At 68.8% G+C, this 17,523-nt stretch carries 14 protein-coding genes; 4 read left to right on the forward strand and 10 right to left on the reverse strand.

Annotated elements, in window-relative coordinates:
• Nucleotides 1-10 precede the first annotated feature (10 nt).
• Complete coding sequence (locus tag NTY77_02735; GenBank protein ID MCX5794398.1) at nt 11-1,537, reverse strand: DUF3014 domain-containing protein; 1,527 nt, start codon at nt 1,535-1,537, stop codon at nt 11-13.
• On the opposite strand from NTY77_02735, the gene NTY77_02740 reads away from it, so the two are divergent.
• On the forward strand, nt 1,530-1,712 hold the full coding sequence (locus tag NTY77_02740) for a M28 family peptidase (GenBank protein ID MCX5794399.1): 183 nt from the start codon (nt 1,530-1,532) through the stop codon (nt 1,710-1,712). The genes NTY77_02735 and NTY77_02740 overlap by 8 nt on opposite strands.
• Nucleotides 1,713-1,721: 9 nt before the next feature.
• On the opposite strand, the gene NTY77_02745 is transcribed toward NTY77_02740, so the two are convergent.
• The 4 genes from NTY77_02745 to NTY77_02760 are packed head-to-tail and all read right to left on the reverse strand — an operon-like array spanning nt 1,722 to nt 7,458.
• Nucleotides 1,722-3,749, reverse strand: coding sequence for a hypothetical protein (locus NTY77_02745; GenBank protein ID MCX5794400.1), 2,028 nt, complete (start codon nt 3,747-3,749; stop codon nt 1,722-1,724).
• On the reverse strand, nt 3,746-4,723 hold the full coding sequence (locus NTY77_02750; GenBank protein ID MCX5794401.1) for a hypothetical protein: 978 nt from the start codon (nt 4,721-4,723) through the stop codon (nt 3,746-3,748). The genes NTY77_02745 and NTY77_02750 overlap by 4 nt, the downstream gene beginning before the upstream one ends.
• Nucleotides 4,720-6,528, reverse strand: a complete 1,809-nt coding sequence (locus NTY77_02755) for a carbamoyltransferase (protein ID MCX5794402.1) — start codon at nt 6,526-6,528, stop codon at nt 4,720-4,722. The genes NTY77_02750 and NTY77_02755 overlap by 4 nt, the downstream gene beginning before the upstream one ends.
• Before the next feature lie 48 nt (nt 6,529-6,576).
• Complete coding sequence (locus NTY77_02760; GenBank protein MCX5794403.1) at nt 6,577-7,458, reverse strand: NmrA/HSCARG family protein; 882 nt, start codon at nt 7,456-7,458, stop codon at nt 6,577-6,579.
• Between the two features lie 160 nt (nt 7,459-7,618).
• On the opposite strand from NTY77_02760, the gene NTY77_02765 reads away from it, so the two are divergent.
• Genes NTY77_02765 through NTY77_02775 form a run of 3 tightly spaced genes read left to right on the forward strand, consistent with a single transcriptional unit; the run spans nt 7,619 to nt 12,679 of the window.
• The gene (locus tag NTY77_02765; protein ID MCX5794404.1) at nt 7,619-8,833 is read left to right on the forward strand and encodes an OprD family outer membrane porin; all 1,215 of its coding nucleotides are present in this window, start codon (nt 7,619-7,621) and stop codon (nt 8,831-8,833) included.
• Between the two features lie 41 nt (nt 8,834-8,874).
• Nucleotides 8,875-10,212 carry a hypothetical protein gene (locus tag NTY77_02770; protein ID MCX5794405.1) on the forward strand — a complete coding sequence of 446 codons (1,338 nt, stop codon included), beginning with the start codon at nt 8,875-8,877 and terminating at the stop codon, nt 10,210-10,212.
• Nucleotides 10,213-10,228: 16 nt separating this feature from the next.
• Entirely contained in the window at nt 10,229-12,679 is a 2,451-nt protein-coding gene (locus NTY77_02775; GenBank protein MCX5794406.1) for a hypothetical protein, read from the forward strand.
• Between the two features lie 17 nt (nt 12,680-12,696).
• Here NTY77_02775 and NTY77_02780 read toward each other — a convergent pair whose 3' ends face one another.
• From NTY77_02780 to NTY77_02800, 5 genes are read right to left on the reverse strand one after another with little or no spacing between them, the layout of a single operon-like run.
• Nucleotides 12,697-13,044, reverse strand: a complete 348-nt coding sequence (locus NTY77_02780) for a 4a-hydroxytetrahydrobiopterin dehydratase (GenBank protein ID MCX5794407.1) — start codon at nt 13,042-13,044, stop codon at nt 12,697-12,699.
• A 53-nt stretch (nt 13,045-13,097) separates the two neighbouring features.
• On the reverse strand, nt 13,098-14,114 hold the full coding sequence (cydB, locus tag NTY77_02785; protein MCX5794408.1) for a cytochrome d ubiquinol oxidase subunit II: 1,017 nt from the start codon (nt 14,112-14,114) through the stop codon (nt 13,098-13,100).
• The gene (locus tag NTY77_02790; protein MCX5794409.1) at nt 14,114-15,532 is read right to left on the reverse strand and encodes a cytochrome ubiquinol oxidase subunit I; all 1,419 of its coding nucleotides are present in this window, start codon (nt 15,530-15,532) and stop codon (nt 14,114-14,116) included. The genes cydB and NTY77_02790 overlap by 1 nt, the downstream gene beginning before the upstream one ends.
• 6 nt (nt 15,533-15,538) lie before the next feature.
• The gene (locus NTY77_02795; protein ID MCX5794410.1) at nt 15,539-15,985 is read right to left on the reverse strand and encodes a DUF2721 domain-containing protein; all 447 of its coding nucleotides are present in this window, start codon (nt 15,983-15,985) and stop codon (nt 15,539-15,541) included.
• A 16-nt stretch (nt 15,986-16,001) separates the two neighbouring features.
• The gene (locus NTY77_02800; protein ID MCX5794411.1) at nt 16,002-17,228 is read right to left on the reverse strand and encodes an outer membrane protein transport protein; all 1,227 of its coding nucleotides are present in this window, start codon (nt 17,226-17,228) and stop codon (nt 16,002-16,004) included.
• Nucleotides 17,229-17,523: the final 295 nt, after the last annotated feature.

Below are 17,523 nucleotides of genomic sequence, written 5' to 3' on the forward strand. Positions count from 1 at the left end.
CCGCAGGGTCCTACTTCGCCGTGTAGATCTTCTGCCGCGGGAGCTGATCCGGCGGCACGCCCAAAGCCAGGGCGATGTCGCGCAGCTTGGCTTGGATCTTGACCGTGTTCTTGGGGCCCATGCGCAGCAGGTGCTTTTGGGCCGCGTTCAGGTCCTCGAGCTGGACGTCGGGGAGCGGCGCGATGGAGAAGGATATCACCTTCTCCCGCAGAGGGATGTCCCGTTCCACCACCGGCGTCTTGAGCAGCGACTCGATGGCCTTGACCACAGTGGCCTGGAAATCGCGCGGGGGAGCGCTGAGCTCCTTGGAGGCGGCCTGGAAGTAAGGGGTCATCTCCTTGATCAGGGCGGCCGCGGCCTGGGCGTCGACGGAAGCGACCACGCCGGCCACCAGGTCGTAGCGGGCGTAGCTCTTGGGATCGATGAAGAGCGCGCCCTTGACTTTCTTGACCTTGAACTTCTTCCCCGGCGACCAGAATCCCAGGCTGTCCCGCGGGCTGGTCCCGTCCGCGACGCAGAACACCGCGGCGGCCAGGCGGCGCACCAGGTCCTCGGTCTTCAGCCAAGCCGCGAACTTGGGCAGGGAGGAGAGCATCTTCGCCTTCTCGCGGAACACGTCGTCGCTGTGCGCCAGGTCGATGACCGGCGGCGCGGGGATGACCAGCGGCGCCTGGGGCGCGGCGGCCGGTGCCGCCGGGGCCGGAGCGGCCGGCGCCGCGGCCTGCGGAGCCGGCGCGCTGCGGGAGCGCTGCCAGAACAGCGCGCCGCCCACGACCACGCAGGCCGCCACGGCCAATCCGATGAAAAGCCCCTTCTTGTCTCCCACGTTCCCTCCAGAAAAAAGCGCTGCGCCTATCTTATCATAACGCGGCGCGGCCGGACTGACCCCGGACTGCCTGCGCCGCCGCCCGGGATGATACCATGCGGCCATAAACTTGCCTCCGGGCGCGGCCGTAAGGAAATCCGTCCGGCCGGCACCTGCGGAACTTCCGATGCCGCAGGCGCGGGAATCATCTGCGGCGTGGTGGTCTTGAACGGCGCCTTCGCCGCCCTCTTGGACCAGTTGGCGCGCCATGAGCTCCTCCACCGCCACTACGACTCGGCTCCGGGCACGCCGGGCGCGGACGACAACGCCAGCGGCGTCGCCGTGCTGCTGGAGACCGCCCGGCTGCTGCGCGAGCGGCCCTACTCCGGCCGCGCGGTCCGGTTCGTCGCCTTCGACGCGGAGGAGCCGCCGGCCTTCGGGACGCGGGACATGGGCAGCCTGCGCTACGCGGACGACCTCAAGGACAGCGGCGTGCGGACACGGGGGATGATCAACCTGGAGATGGTGGGCTATTTCAACCCCAAGCCTGGGGCGCAGCTCTTCCCGCCCTTCCTCCAGCTCTTCTACCCGGACCGGGGGGATTTCGTGGGCTTGGCCGGGAACCTGCGCAGCCTGGGCCTGGGCCGGGCCTTTGCCCGAGCCTGGAAAGAGGATGGCCGCGTGCTCCTGCTTGCCCGCGACCTTGCCGTTCATCTTCTCCACTATGGTCATCTCCGACCAGCTCAATTTTTGGTACGCGGGCTGTCCGGCTCTCATGCTCTCGGACACGGCCTTCTTCCGCAACTCGAACTACCACGAGTACAGCGACACGCCCGAGAAGCTCGACTACGAGAGGATGGCGGCGCAGACCGAGGCCCTGGCGCGCATCCTGAGCTCCGGGCTCTGAAAAGGCGGCTTAGCTGCTCAACGCCGGCCGCCGTCTCCCGCTCCACCAAGCGGCCGCATAAAAGAAGACGGCGAGCCCGTACATCGCCTTGAATCCCACGATCAAAGTCCCGTACTCGAGCAGGCCGCCGATGACGGAGCCGAGCACGTTGAAGCCCAAGGATTCTCCCGGGGCTCCCGTCCGCTCGAAGAAACGGGCGAAGGCGATGTTGGTGAAGAAGAACGTCGACGAGATGACCAGGGCCGTCAGGGCCCCGTCCCAGAGCGGGCGGGCCAGGAGGCCGGACGGCCAGCAGGCGGCGAGGACGATCGATCCGAACAGCCCAGCCCAGGTCCAGGACTCCCTCGGGGCGAGCCGGTTCTGAAGGCACCAGACCGAGAGCAGGACCATGGTCAGGACCCCGGACACCGCGATGCTGGTGACCAGCCAGGTGGACCCGAACGCCAGCGCGAGACGATTGAGATTCTTGACTTCGAGGAGCAGGAACCCGGCCCCCAGGAGAAAGAAGGTCGCGTTCGAGCGCGTCGCGGCCAGCCGGCTCGGCATGGCGAGGCTCACCCCCGCGATTGAAATCCCCAATATCAAAAGAAGCGCGATCGCGTAGTCGCGCGAGATCGTCCGGTCCTGATAGTACAGAAACGGCCAATCGTCAGTCGGCACCGGCGTGGGCTTGAGCGTCTCGTAGACCCGGTCGATATCGTTGAACCCGGGCATGGTTCGGGATGGGGCCGCGTGCGGCCCGATGACCATGAGATGCCCGCCGTCCCCGTAGCCTCCCGCCGGGTAGTTGTAGATCGCAGGGGGGTGCCCGAAGCCGCCGGCCAGCATGCCCTGCAGCTTCTTGGCCACCCAGGGGCGGCCGACATAGAAGCTCAGGCACAAGACACCGTCCTCTTTCAGCGCCGAGCGGATCTGGCGCATGCTCTCGACGGTGTACATGAAGTTGTCCTGCCGGACGTTCGACAGGCTCGAGAACAGCCGGTGGGAGTCGAGCCAGCCGATGACGACCATGTCGTAGCGGCGTCCGGGGTTCTTCAGGAAGAACCGGGCGTCGTTGAGGAAGACATGGACTCGCGCGTCCGCGTACGGGCGCTCGGGATGTCGACGCAGCCCGATGTCGTAGATGAGAGGATCGAGTTCGACGGCGTCGACGCGCGCGGCGTCGTGGCGCAGGGCGGCGGCCACGTCGTTGCCCGTTCCGGCTCCGAGGACGAGCACCTCGGGGGCAGTCTTGCCCGAGATCTCGTAGGGGAAGTCGTAGATCCGGCCCCAGTCGCGCAACCACGGGTCCCGGCTCGTCCACTGGCGGGAGAGGTTCAGCCCGTATTGATGGTAGTCGTTGTTGACCTCGACACCGAACGACCCGGATCCTGCAGGCGGGATCGCAGAGAGCCTGATCTTGTAGTAGGGCGACCACAGAGAAGTCTTCTGCTGGGCGTGGACGACGACCACCGAGAGGACGGCCAGCAGGCCCGTCGCGGCCAGCGCGCGCCGATGGCGGCGGGCGAGCAGCGCCAGCGCCAGGAAGACGACGATGAACCAAGCGGTGGGCGTCGTCTGCCAGAAGCTGAACAGGCCGAAGAGCGCGGTCCCGAACAGGCTTCCCGCGATGTTGACCGTGTAGCCGCGCAGGGGAGCCAGGCCGTTCATCTCGGCTCCGAGCCGCTGCCCGATGCAGGTGAACAGGCACGCGACGCCGGCATAGACCGCCGGAACGATGAAGAAGCCGTGCGTTGGTCCCTTGGAGGAGAATATGTAGTCGGCGCCGAAGGGACTGGCGATCGTCGCCCCGTCGTAGAGCCGGCACACGAGGATCAGCAGGACGAGGACCGCAGCCGCCCAGCGGGAAAAATCGCGGCGCGAAGACAGCATGCAGCCGAGGCCGAAACCCAGGAAGCAACTGATCAGGATGATGTTCGAGTAGTACGCGGTGATGGAGATGCTGGCTGTGATCCACCGGATCAGGACGAACTCGAGGAACAGCAGGAGGGCGCTGACAATGAACAGGTCGAGGCTCGCGGCGGACTTGTCCCTCATGCGGCTGCGCCGCGGGCCCGGCAGGGGCAATCCAGCCCACGCAGCAGCCCGTAGTCCTGGCTGCTGGAAAAGGCCCGCAGCGCGGCTCTGACGCGTCCGTCGCAGCGGCCGCAGTTCCGGAAGGTCCCCCCCCGCACCGCCAGCCCCTCGGTGTGCAGACCCACGTGGATGGGCAGCCCGGAGCCTTCCAGGCGCGAGACGATGTCCACGATGGACCACAGCCTCGGCGGCTGGTACTTCCTGGAGCGGAACTCCTTCTCCAGAGCCGAGCCGCGCGCCACATAGGTGGGATTGAGATGGGCTTCCATCCCCAGCTTCAGGCGGCGGCCCGTGGCGCGCAGATGCCTCAAAGTCCGGACCGCTTCCGCCACCGCCTGCTCCTCGCTCAGCGCCGCGTCAGGCTTGATGAGCACGTAGGCCTTCAGGCGCACCCCCTTGACCGAGCAGAGCCGGGCCAGCTTCTGGAAGGTCTCCTCGCTCAAGCCTTTGCGCAGCACCTTGTTGCGGATGCGCTCGTTGGCGGTCTCGTAGCCTACGGCCACGGTCAAGCGGCGGCCGCCGAGCCGGGCCTTGAGCCCATCGAGCTCCCAGCCTTCCACGAACTCGGCGCGCGTGTCCAAGGAGACTTCGGCCAGCTCCGGGAAGTCGGACAATCTCTCGAAGAGATGCCAGAGGGCCGCGGTGGGCAAGGTGCGCTGGTCCAGGACCGAGCCCGAATTGTAGACCGTGACGCGGCGGATGCTGCGGCGCTGCCTCGCCGGGATCGCGTCTAGGACATGGTCCACTTGAGCCTTGATGTCGGCCGCGCCGATTGCGGCGTCGCCCGCTGAGAGGGCGGGCAAGGAGCAGAAAGAGCACTGATGGTACCGGCAGCCCTTGGTGTAGAGCGCGAGCACCAGCTCGCGCCCTTGGGGGGTGTTCTGGATGTGATGGTCGATGGGGCGGCGGGGATCGTGGGGCCGCTCAGGTTTCACGACGACGGCCCCCCAACGGAACCGCCGGTCCCCGCGGGGGACCGGCGGTTGCGCAGCACCGAAGGTGCTGCGCTCGTTTGTTTGACTAGCAGTCTGTCCTCAAGGACCAAAGCATCTATCTCGGCGCGCAGGAATGTGGCCAAGGCGTGCGCCGGCGTTCCCACGATGGGCTCGCGGTCGTTGAACGAGGTGTTGATGAGCAAAGGCACCCCGGTCCTGCGGCCGAACTCGCCCAGAAGGGCGTGGAGGCGCGGATGGGCTTGCTGAGAGATGATCTGCGGCCGCGTCGTGCCGTCCTCATGGAGCACTGCCGCGATCCGCTGGCGCGCCCCGGCCTTGACCGGCACGGCGGCCAGCATGAACCGGCAGGGCCCCCGGAGGGCGGGAGGGATGTCGAAGTACTCCGCGGCGTCCTGCTCGCGGACCACCGGGCCATAGGGTCGGAAGGCCTGGCGGTGCTTGACCCGGAGGTTGAGGTGGCCGCGCATGGAGGCCTGGCGCGGGTCGGCGAGCAGGCTGCGGTGGCAGAGGGCCCGCGGCCCCACTTCGCAGGCGCCCTCGTACCAGGCCACGACCTTGCCGGAGGCCAAGAGTCCGGCGGATTCGGCCACCAGCTCGGAGTCGGGCCGGGCCGGGGCTTGCAGCCGGGCCTCGGACAGGGCCTGGGAGACGCTGGCCGCCGGCTCGGCCGGGCCCCGGAAGGCGTGGGTCCACTCCTCCCGTACGGGCTCGGTCCCGGCCAGGCGCGAGCCGACGCAGGCCGCGCCGAAGGCGGTGCCGCAGTCCGTGGCCGCGGGGAAGGCCCAGATCTCGTCGAAGGCTCCGCAGCGGGCGACCGCGGTGTTGGCCAGGCAGTTGAGCGCGACTCCGCCGGCCAGGGCCAGCCGGGGGACCCCGGCCTCCCGGCGCACCCGGCGGGCCAGGCCGCAGAGCGCCTCTTCGGTGAGCTCCTGCAGGGCCGCGGCCGCATCCGCGTGCCGGCGGTCCTCGCCTTGCCAGAGCAGGGGCTCCTGGGGCAGGCGCCGGGGGCCGAGGAGCTCCTCGAAGCCGCGCACGTCGGGAGCGCGGAACCGGGCCAGGGCGGCTTCGACGCGGAAAGTCCCGTCGGCCAGCGGTCTTAGGACCCGGCGCAGAGCCGCGCGGAAGCGTTCCGGGTCGCCGTAGGCGGCCAAGGCCATGGTGGTGCCTTCGTCGAGGTTCGGGGTGAGGCCGGCCCACTGGGTCACCCGTTCCCACAGGAAGCCCAAGGAATGCGGATACTCCAGCCGCCCCAGCCTCTCCAGGCCTCCGCGGCCGCAGCGCCCCCAGGTGACGGTGTCGTCCTCTCCGATGCCGTCGACGGTCAGCAAGGCGGCCTCGTCCCAGGGGCAGGAATAATAGGATGCGGCCATGTGGCAGTCGTGATGAGGGATGAAGCGCACCGGGACCTGGCGGCCGTAGCGCGCCTTGAGCAGGCCGGCCGTGAGGAGGATGAGGTCATGGAAGCGTCTTTCGCCCTCCGGGCTGCCGTAGTCTCCGGCCGGGATGCCGGGGTCCTCGGGCAGGCGGCCCAGGGCCGCGAAGCGCGCCGCCGGGTCGAAGCTGTAGGCGACCTCGTCGACCCGTGAGAAGTCCAGCCCGGCCGCGCGCAGGGCCTCGTCGATGGCCAGATAGGGCAGGATGGGAGTGTTGTCCACGCTGGCGCGCTTGGCGTGGCGCACGCGCGAGCAGCGCTCCTCCTCGGCCACGGCGCGCAAGCGGCCCTCCACCAGGAGAGCCGCCGAGGAATCGTGGAACACGGCGTTGATGCCGAGGATGGTCTTCAACGTCTTTATGGTATGAAATTCCCCCGGCTTGAGTCAGGTGCTTCCACGCTACGGGTTGCGGCCGCCCACCAGCGGCGGCTTGGCCCACGCCTCGTTGGCCAGGACCTCGGCGAACTTGGTCAGGCGGATGCCGTAAGTCTGCTCCAGGGCGTGGATGTCCACATCGCAACCCTCCTGGTTGAACCAGCGGAACATCTTGGCCATGTCCGGGCCCACCGCCTTCTCGGCTTGGGCATCGGGGATGCTCTTGAAGACGACCCTGTGCCCCAGGGCCTTGGCGAGCATCTCGGCCACCTCCGGGAAGCTCAGCGCGTCGCCGGCCAGCGTGATCTCGCGGCCGAGGTAGCGCTCCGGGTGCAGGAAGGCCGCGGCCGCGAACTCGCCGATGTCGCGCAGCGAGATCATGTGCAGCCGGGTCTGCGGCCAGAGCGGCGCCGTTAGAGTGCCTTTCTGTATCCCGGGCAGCAGCCAGGTCCCGAAGTTCTCCATGAACCAGACCGGCCGCAGGATGGTGTAGGGCAGGACCAGACCTTTGATGTGCTGCTCGACGCGGTATTTGGTCTCGAAGTGCGGGATGCCCGTGCCGCGGTCGGCGCCGACCACCGAGGAGTAGACGAAGTGCCCGATGCCCGCGGCTTTGGCGGCGTCCGCCAACAGCATCCCCTGCCGCACCTCGGACTCCATGCCGGCCTCGAACGGGGTGGACATGGCGAAGATGCCGTCGCAGCCGCGCAGGGCGGACTCGATGCTGGAGCGGTCGTCGAAGTCTCCGCGCACGACCGCTGCCCCGGCCTTGGCCAGCGCGCATGCCGTCTCGGGCTTGCGCGTCAAAGCGCGGACCTTCTGCCCCCGCCTGAGGAGCGCCTGGGCCACGGCCGAGCCCTGCTTGCCGGTCGCTCCGGTCACCAGTATGTTCTTTGAGAGAGCCATAGATCCTCCATCGCGTCAGGGCCCCCCTCCGAGCCATAGCTTAGCCGGTTGCGGTCAAATATTAGTCATGGTTGCGGATTTGATTCGTCCCCTTGCAGGTCCGGTCATTAAGGATGTAGCATTGGCGGGAATTCTGGCCTGCCACCCTGGGGAGATGAAGATGCCGACATGCGTGCGGCTGATGGCTGCCGCTCTCGCTCTTGGCCTGGCCGCACCGCTGTCCGCCGCCGAGCCCGGCTCGACGCTGGCGGGCTTCCTGCGCGTCGGCAAGATCGACGGCGACATCCGGGTCATGTACATGCGCCGGGCCTTCGACCTGCCCCAGACCCAGGAGAGCCTGGCCGGCGGGGGCTGGCTGCATTATGAGACCCCGCCCTGGCAGGGCGTGAGCGCGGGCCTGGCCGGCTACCTTTCCCAGCGCCTGGGCATAGTGCCGGGCAGTCGCGACGGGGCCAATCTCCTCGCCCCAGGGCAGACCAGCTATTCGGTCCTGGGCCAGGCCTATCTGCAGGCCGGCCGGGGGCGTTCGCGCCTCAAGCTCTACCGGCAGATGTTGGAGACCCCTTTCCTCAACAGTTGGGATATCAAGATGGTGCCCGTGACCTACGAGGCCTACACGTTGGTGTCCAGCGCCGTGCCCCATGTGGAGTTCACGGTCTCCCATGTGTCCCGCATCAAGCCCTGGACCTCCTCTCGGTTCCTCGCCATGTCGGCGGCCGCGGGCTTTCCCGGGACGGACTATCCGGTCACCTTGGCTGGAGCGGTCTATCGGCCGTCACCCAGCCTGACCCTGCAGGGCTGGGACTATTACTGCTACGAATTCATGAACGTCGCCTATCTGCAGGCCGACTCCCGCTGGGGAATCTGGCGCGACCTGGACCTCGGACTCTCGGCGCAGGGTTTCCTGCAGCGGGACGCGGGCAAGGCCGTGGGCGGGAGGTTCCAGACCGGCATGTTCGGACTGCTGAGCCAGGCCTTCTGGAAGGGCCTGACCGTCAGGGGCGGCTACACGGCCACGGACAGGGAGCACGACATCGTCAATCCCTGGGCGAGTTATCCCGGCTATACCTCCATCATGGAGGAAGACTGCGACCTGGCCGGCGAACAGGCCTGGCTTCTGGGCGCGGCCTATGACTTCCAGGGCACCAGGCTCGACGGGCTGAAAGCCTTCGCGGACTACACCAGGTCGGCCATGATCCGCCAAGGGTGGGATTATCCTTTCCAGCGCGAGGCCGACCTGACCGTGGACTACCGCTTCAAGGGCTGGGCCACGGGGCTTTGGCTCAGGCTGCGGGGGGCCTGGGTGAACAATTCACACTCTCGGCTCCTGGCCTCTTATTCGGATTATCGCGCCATCCTGAACTTCGGTTTTTGAGCGGCTCCGTTATTGATATCATAGCGTTCAAGAGATCGGCCATGAGATCCCAACGACCCGACGCCCCGTGGTGCGTGCTGCTGCTGCTATCGGCCTTTGCCGGCTGCGCCGGTCCGTCCATCAAGGTCATGCAGACGGCCAACAAGATGCTGGCCGCCGGGGACTTCGCCGGGGCCGCGTCCTACCTCGAGCAGGCCAAGGAGAGGCAGTACGGAAAGCACAATGCCGTGCTCTACCATCTCGACGTCGCAACGGTGCTCCACCACGCGGGCCGATACAAGGAAAGCGACGAGCATTTCGACATGGCCGAGAGGCGCATGGATGAGCTCTACACCAAAAGCGTCTCGCAGGCCGCCGGGACTCTGCTCCTCAACGACAGCACCCAGGAGTACGCCGGCGAAGTCTTCGAAAGGGCCCTCACCAACGTGTTCCGGGCCCTCAACCGCATCTTCATGGGCCAGCCCGGCGAGGCCTTGGTGGAGGCCCGCAAGGTCGAGCGGCTCCTCGACGAGATCAACGCCGCGCGGGGGCGCAAGGGCGTCTACAAGGACGACGCCTTCGCCCGCTACCTCGACAGCCTGCTCTATGCGGACGCCGGGCAGAGCGACGACGCGCGCATCTCCTACGAAGCCGCCAACGGCGCCTATGGATGGTACGCCGCGAAGTATCAGACTCCGGTCCCGGATTTCGGGCTGCCGCCGCTCGGCCGGGACGGGTCCGGGGAAGTCGTGTTCATCCATTTCAACGGCGTGGCTCCGCGGAAGATATCGAAGACCTTCCAGGTGGCCTGGGGCCGGGGCCTGGCGGCGGTGGGTGCGTCCAAGGCCGACAGCGAGGACGCGGCCACGCAGCAGAAGGTCCAGAACGCCCTCCGGGCCGGGGTCACTGGGAACAGCATCGTGGTCTCCTATCCGGCATACGTGCAGGATCCCTTCACGGTCGTCGCCTCCGAGCTGCGCTGCGGCGCCGCCGCCGCGAAGACGCTGCTCATGGAGGACATCTCCGCCATCGCGGCCGGCGATCTCAAGGACCGGCTGGCATTGATCGAGACCCGCGCCATCGCCCGGGCCACGGTCAAATTCATCCTGGCGAGGCAGGCCGAGATGGAAGCTAAAAAGCAGGGCGGCGATCTGGCCGGCCTGGTCGTCGGGGCGGTCGGCAGCGCCTTGGCCGCCGGCACCGAGGCGGCGGACACCCGCGGCTGGGGCACCCTCCCCGCCCAGATCCGGATGGCCCGCCTGCGCCTGCCCCCCGGCAGGCACGACCTGGCCGCGAGCTTCATCGACGCCGCCGGCGCGGTGGCCGGCAGCCATGTGTTCCAGGGCGTCGAGGTCCGCAAGGGGAAGAGGACCTATATCGCCTACCGGACAGCCCGCTGAGCGCCGCAGAGGCGTCATGATGACGGATCGGGCGCGCCGGGCCTGGCTGCGGAGGCTGGCCGCCGCAGCCGCGGCCGCCCTGGCCGCCACGGTCTATCTGGACCGCGTCTTCGTGCCGGCCAGGTTGAAGGGCTGCGTCGAGGACGGGGTGGCCGCCGCGCTCCACCGCCGGGCGAGGATCGGCCAGATCCACTACACCCCCTTCCGCGGCGTCTGGATGCGGGACGCCGTGGTCTTCGATGCCGACGGCGCCACCGTCCTGCTCTCGGTGCCCAAAGTCAGCCTGACCATCAGCTGGCCGGCCTTGCTCCGCCGCGGGCAGGTCGTCATATCAGCCTTGCGGCTGCACGGCCCGGAACTGCGCCTGCGCTACCGCCCCGCCGACGGCCTCAACCTCCCCGGCCTGTCTTTGGACTCCGCCCCCTCCGCGGGGTCCGGGCCGAGCCTGCTGCGCCTGGAGGTGGACGACGGGACGGTGCGATTCGCGGAAGAGCGGGCGGGAGAGTTCGTGGCCACGGGCCTGCGCGCGCGCGCGCGCGGCGAAGCCGGGGGCGGCTATGTCGTCGAGGCCTCAGGCCGCCTGGGCAGCAGCGGGGCCCAGGGCCGCTTCACGCTGGCGGGGCGGCTCGACGCCCGGGGCCGGCTGCGCGCGGACCTGCGCATGGAGGAGCTGCCGGCCGCGGCCGCCGCCGGGCTGGTCCGGCTGCAGCCCCTGGCGCTCTCGGCGCGGCGGATCGGGCCCGTCTCCGCGGAGGTCAGCCTGGCCGACGGGAAGTTCCGGACCGCTCTGAAGGCCGAGGTCGCCGGCCTCCGCGCCCGGGACGCCCGGTTCGAGTTCCTCGGCGACGCCGGGGTCAGCTCCGTCATCGTCACGCCCCTATCGGACGGGGAGACCACGCACGCGACGCGCCTGAGCCTGCGCCAGGCGAAGCTGGAGCTCAGCGTGCCGCCCTTGGCCGCGGAGTCCATCGCGGGCGATGTCGTGCTGACGCAGGACGGAGTCTCGGCCGAAGACCTGCGCCTGGCCCTCGTCGGGATCCCCCTGCGCCTGCGCGCCCGGATGGACGGCTGGACCGACCCGGTCTTCGATATCGAGGCCGCCGGCGAGCGCGTGGAACTCCAGCGCCTGCTGCGGGCCGGCTCCCAGGAGTCGGCGGACCTGCGCGTGAGCGGCGCCGCGTCGTTCCGGGCGCACCTGCGCGGCCGGGCGGCCGGCCTGCTGGCCAGCCTGCACGGCGGGATGGCATTCGACGGCGCCACTTTGGAGAGCCGGTTCCTGGCCGCGCCGCTGCGCAGGCTGCGCGGAGGGGTGGAGTTCTCGGCGGAGGCCGCGCGCTGGAAAGGTGTCGCCTTCAACTACCAGGGCCTTGCCTGCCGGACCAGCGGCCTGGCGCGGGGCTTCCGGGAGCCCAAGATCGAGGCTTCCGTGGCCTCGGCCTCGCCGCGCGCGCGCTTCGACCTGGCCGCGCGGCTGCAGAGCGGCCGCTGGCGCATCAGCCGGCTGAGCGGTGCCGGGCCCTCGACCCGGCTCGATCTTTCGGGGTGGGTGGACGCCCCGGCCTTCGACCTGAGCGGCAAGATCCGGACCTCCTGGTCCGACGTGAGCTTCCTGCTGCCGGAGCGGCTGCTGCGGCCCGTGGCGCGCATCGGGCTGGCAGGGGCAGTCACTCTCGAGGGCTCGGCCGCGGGGCCCCTGGATTCGCCTTCGGACTGGCAGGTCTCCCTGCGGGCGGCGGCCGAGGACTTCGCGGCCTGGGGTCTGCGCTTGGACAGCCTCTCCTTCGACCTGGAACAGAAGGAGCGGCGCCTGAGGCTCTCGTCCTTCACCGCCTCGGGCTACGGAGGGACGCTCGCCGGCAAGACGAGTCTGGACTTCGCGGCCGGACCGGCCGCGCACGAAACGACTTTGGTCGTCAAAGACCTCGACCTCGAACGCCTGCGAGACATTCCCCGCCTCAAGTCCAAACAGCTCAACGGGCGGCTGAGCCTCGACGGACAAGTGCGCGGCCCCCTGCGGGACCTCTGGGAGCTCAGCGGCAAGGTGGCGCTCAAGCTCAGGCAAGGGCGGCTGCTCCGGTTCCCCCTCCTGGGCCAGCTCGGCGACATCCTTTTTGGAAAGGAGCACAACAACACCGTCTTCTCCGAGGCCGAAGGCGCCTTGCTTCTGACCCGCGGCGTGATCCAAGCCGATTCCGTTTATCTGTTCAGCGACCAGATGGCGCTGAGTCTCTCGGGCCGGGCGGACCCGCGCGGGCCGCTCGACATCACCGTGCACACCCGCCTCAACCGCAGGATACTCCTGCCGTCGCTCGACATCAAGAAATACGCCGCGCGGGTCGTGGGCAATCTGGGGATACTCGTCGTGGTCCGGATCACGGGCACGGCCGCCCAGCCGCAGTTCGCGGTTATGCCGACGCCCTTGAGCTGGCTTGAGTCGGTGACGGGGTTCCTGACCGGAGACGAGTGAACCCGCGCGCGGCCGGACTACAATCCGTCGGCTTTGGCCGCGAAGACGAAGTCCGCCTCGGAGAGCCCGCCGATCTTGTGCGTCCAGATGACCACGGTGGCCTGGCCCCAGGCTATGGCGAGGTCCGGGTGGTGGTTGACGCGCTCGGCCAACTCCCCCACCTTGTTGGCGAAGGCCAGCGCTTGGCGGAAGTCCGGGAACTTGAACTCCTTCTCCAGCCGCTTGCCGTCTACGACCCGCCAGCCTCCGCCCAGCTCGGTCTGGAGCTTGCGCAGCTCCTCCCCCTGCAGAGGGGCGACTCCGCCCCGGCAAGGGATGCATTCCCGCTGCGCCAGAGCGCAGCTCTTGTTGGTGGACTCAGCCATAGGGCACCTCCGATCGCTGATTAGATTCTAGCACGCGGCAGGCTCGCGCGGCGCTAATAGCTGAGCTTGCCCAGCTCCACCTTGCCGCGGAACACCCAGTAGATGACCGCGGTGTAGCTGAGCACGAAAGGCAGGCCCAAAGCCGCGATGAGGGCCATGATGCCCAAGGTCTTCTGCGAGGAGGCGGCGTTGGCCACGGTCAGGCTCCAGGCGGGGTCGAGGCTGGACACGATGAGGTTCGGGTAGAGGGCCGCGCCGAAGAGGGCGACCAAGGACGCGATGGCCGCGGCCGAGGACAGGAAGGCCCAGCCGGGGCGGCGCAGGTGGAGCGAGCGCGGGATGTTGGCCAGAGCTAGGACGCTGGCCGCCACCACGGCCCACAGCCAGGGCATGCGCTCGAAATTGACCAAGGCCCTGGGCACGCGCGCCAAGGTCACCAAGGTCGTGGCCAAGTACAAGGTCAGGAAGACGCCGAAGGCCTGCCAGCTCCAGCGGCGCAAGCGTTCCTGCAGTTCCCCCTCCGTTTTGAGCTGCAGGTAGAGCGAACCGTGCAGGGCCAAGAGCGATACGTTGAGCGCGCCGACCAGGAGGGCGTAAGGCCGCAGCAGCCCGAAAAAAGTCCCCGCGAACTCGTGGTCCGCGCCGATGGGGATGCCCAGCATGGAGTCGCCCACCGCCACGCCGAAGAGCAGAGCGGCCGCGAGGCTCGCGCCGAAGAACGACGCGTCCCAAAAGCCCCGCCAAGCGGCGGAATCGCGCTTGCCGCGGAACTCCAGGGACACCGCGCGAAAGATGAGAGCGAAGAGGAGCAGCATGAAGGCCAGGTAGAAAGCGGAGAAGGCGGTGGCGTAGGCCTCGGGGAAGGCGGCGAAGAGCGCGCCGCCGAAGGTCACCAGCCAGACCTCGTTGCCGTCCCAGAGCGGGCCGATCGAGTTGAGGAAGATGCGCCGCTCGCGGTCGTCGCGCGCTCCCAGGTGCAGGATGCCGACTCCGAGGTCGAAGCCGTCGAGCACCGCGTAGCCGGCCAGCAGCACGCCCAGCAGCATGAACCACAGCGCGCGCAGGTCCATCAGGCCTCCTGGCGCGGCTCGGTGAAGGACCGGCCCGCCGGGTCGGCGCGCTCGGCAGCCGCGTCCATCCAGCCGCCGGCCTTCGCCTCATCCTCGGCGTCCGGCCCGCGGCGGATCTTCTCGTCGAGCACGCTCACCCAGACCGCGCCCAGCAGGGCGTAGACCGCGGCGAAGAGCGCCATGGAGGCCAGGATGTGCGCGGGCGGCACCGCGCGCGAGGCCGCCTGCGAGGTGCGCAGGAGGCCGTAGACGATCCAGGGCTGGCGGCCGACCTCGGCCGCGCACCAGCCGAGCTCGCCGGCCGCCAGCGCCGGCCCCACGGCCCAGACCAGGCTCCAGAGCAGGAGCCGGTCCTCATGGAGCCGGCCTCGGCGCAGGCGCCAGGCGGCCAGCACGAAGAGCGCGGCCAAGGCCATGCCGGCGCCGATCATCGCGTGATAGAGGAGGTAGCAGGGCAGGACCGGGGGGCGGTCCTCGGCCTTGAAGGCGTCGAGGCCGGTCACCGATGCGTTCCAGCGGTGGTGCACGAGCAGGCTCAAGAGCCCCGGCACGGCCACGCCGAAGCGGACCTCCTGGCGCGCGTCATCCGGCAGGCCCGCCAAGGAGAGCGGCGCGCGCGCGGTGGTGCGGTAGAGGCCCTCGAAGGCCGCGAGTTTGGCCGGCTGGGTGCGCGCCACGACCCGAGCCTGCAGGTCTCCGGAAAGGGGCAAGGCGAGCGCGGCGGCGGCGGCGAAGAGCACGGAGAGCCCGAGGGACTTGCGCATGAGCCCCGCGTGGCGGCCCTTGAGCACGTGATAGGCGGAGACGCTGGCCACGAAGGCGCCTCCGACCAAGTAGGCTCCGAGCAGCGTGTGGACCAGGCGCTGGACGCTGGAGGGGTTGAAGACCACGGCCCAGAAGTCCGTGATCTCGGCGCGCAGCACGCCTCCGTGGCTGACCAAGGCGTAGCCGGCGGGGGTCTGCTGCCAGGAGTTGGCGATCACGATCCAGACCGCGGAGAAGACCGAGCCCAGGGACACCAGCACGGTGGCGAGCAGGTGCATGCGGGGCGAGACGCGGTCCCAGCCGAAGACCAGCACGGCCAAGAAGCCCGACTCCAAGAAGAAGGCGAAGATGCCCTCGGCGGCGAGCGCGGAGCCGAACACGTCGCCTACGAAGCGCGCGTAGCTCGACCAGTTGGTGCCGAACTGGAACTCCATGACGATGCCGCTGGCCACGCCCAAAGCGAAGTTGACCGCGAAGATCTTGGTCCAGAACCGGGCCAGACGCTCCCAGTCCTGGTCGCCGGTGACGTGGAAGGCCCCCTCCATGAACACGAGCAGAGCGCCCAGGCCGATGGCCAGCGGCGGGAAGAGGTAGTGGAACGTGATGGTGAGGGCGAACTGCAGGCGCGAAAGGGTGACGACGTCGAGGCCCATGACGCTTTAGAGCTTCCCCATGCCGGCGTCGGAGAGCTCGTGCCGCAGCGCGGTCAGGCCTTCGTTGATGTCGTGGATGAACACGGCCAGCGAGGATACCAGGCTGGCCATGCAGAGGATGAAGAGGCCGCCGATGAGCCAGGGGCTCTCGAAGGTCCCCAGCGCGGTGAAGAAGAGCACGATGATGAGCAGGGCCGCCGACAGGGCGCTGGCGGAGGCCAGCATGATGGCCAGGCGGATGAGGCGGGCGCGCTGCCAGAGGATGAGCAGCTGCAGCACCAGGCGCCGGCGCTGGTCGCTTTCCGGCCCCTGCGAGAGCTGGGCATCGAGGGCCCGGGCGCGGTCTATGACCCGGCCCAGGCGGTTGGTCATGGTCAGGAGCAGCAGGCCCACGCCGGAGATGAGGATGGCCGGGCCGATGGCGGTCTGGAGTATGGGAATGAGGTTTATCATAATCGGTGTCGAGGAGCTAGAAGCGGAAAGTCCCCCCCAGGAACAACGCCGCTTCCTGCGTGGTGTCGTTGATGACGTGGCCCTCGATGCTGTTGGCCTGGCCCCAGCCTGCGGCGAGCTTGACCCCGCATGCGGTCGAGACCGCGCCCTTGACCAGCCCCACGCTCGCGGTCACGCCGTACTGGTCCACATGCGGGGGCTGGGCCTGCGTGCCGTCCGCGGGGCCGGGAGCGGCCGAGCGATTGGTGAAGAAACCGAAGCGCAAGGGCACCGACGGGGTGGCGGTATATTCCGCGCCCAGGTTCAGGTTGCAGATCGTCTTGTTCGTGTACTCCATCCCGTACTGGGACGTCCGGGCCGCGGCATAGACCGACAGGTCGGCGGCGAGCGTCCAGGCGGGGTCGGGAAGGTAGGCCACGCCCAGGGTGGTGCTCCAGGGGATGCGCGAATAATAGGTCAGGCCCCTGTCGTCGGCCCCCGTGCGGCCCGGGTTGTATTCCACGCTGAGCCGGTCCTCCACGTGGTGCGGCTGCGCGCCGGTGCGCAGGACCAGGCCCAGGCGCACGCGGTCGCTGAGCCGGTACTTCAGCCCCGCCAGCCCCAGCACCCCGACTTGATACCCATTGATCTGCTGGAAGATCTCGTCCGTGATCAGGCCGGTCGCCGGGTCGGAGACCGTGCCGTGGAAACTGTTGCTGTAGCGGCCGTAAAGAAGGTAGGCGGCCGCGCCCACGCTGAGCCGGGGCGTCAGCGACAGGCCGACGGCCGGGCCGATGAGGTAGGTCTGGAAGCTCTGGTTGGCATTGAACTGCAGACGGATCCCGGGGGCGCTGAAATTGCCGGAAGCGGTGGCCGATAGGTTCTCGGGCACGATGACCGAGATCGCGTAGGTGGCCCGGGTGGTATGGATGACGGTGTACCAGTCCGAGGGGAAGAAGCTGACCGAGCTGGAGCGCAGGTCCTGGCCGCGGAAATAATCGCGCAGGTACTGCACCCTATAGTCGAACACATTGGCCGACAAGGACAGGTTCTGGGAGCCGATCGTGGCCAGGCCCGCGGGATTGTAGTAGGAGGCGCTGGCGTCGTCGGCCAGGGCCGTGAAGGCGCCCCCCATGCCCGCCGCGCGCTCGCCCACGAGCACATCCTGGTAGTTCGAGTTGCCGGCCCGAGCCGCGACCGGCAGCAGCAGCGCCGCGCATGCGGCGCGGGCCAGACGCAGGCAGAGGGGATCGCCGCGGCTCATTCGCCGTATATAATACCCTTTGCAGGCCGCGGCTGGGACTAGCAGGCTGCTGATAAAGTCCGTTCTGCGAGCGCCCGGCGGCCGTCTGCCGGGCGCAACCGACCCGCGAAGCGGGGCGGCAGAATCCATCCGATAGGTTGCACGAAGGATGGCGCCTTCGGCGCGCCTGGCGAGCCTTCGGCTCGCCAGTTCGGGGACGGGCTGTTGCCCGCTACCGAAAGGACTGTGTCCGGACCAGAGCTGTCCGGGGAAAGTCAAAGAAGCATGCCCGGACGTTCTCTGAGTCTCTCGGAGC

It is taken from the genome of Elusimicrobiota bacterium (assembly GCA_026388095.1).
Lineage (GTDB): Bacteria > Elusimicrobiota > Elusimicrobia > UBA1565 > UBA9628 > UBA9628.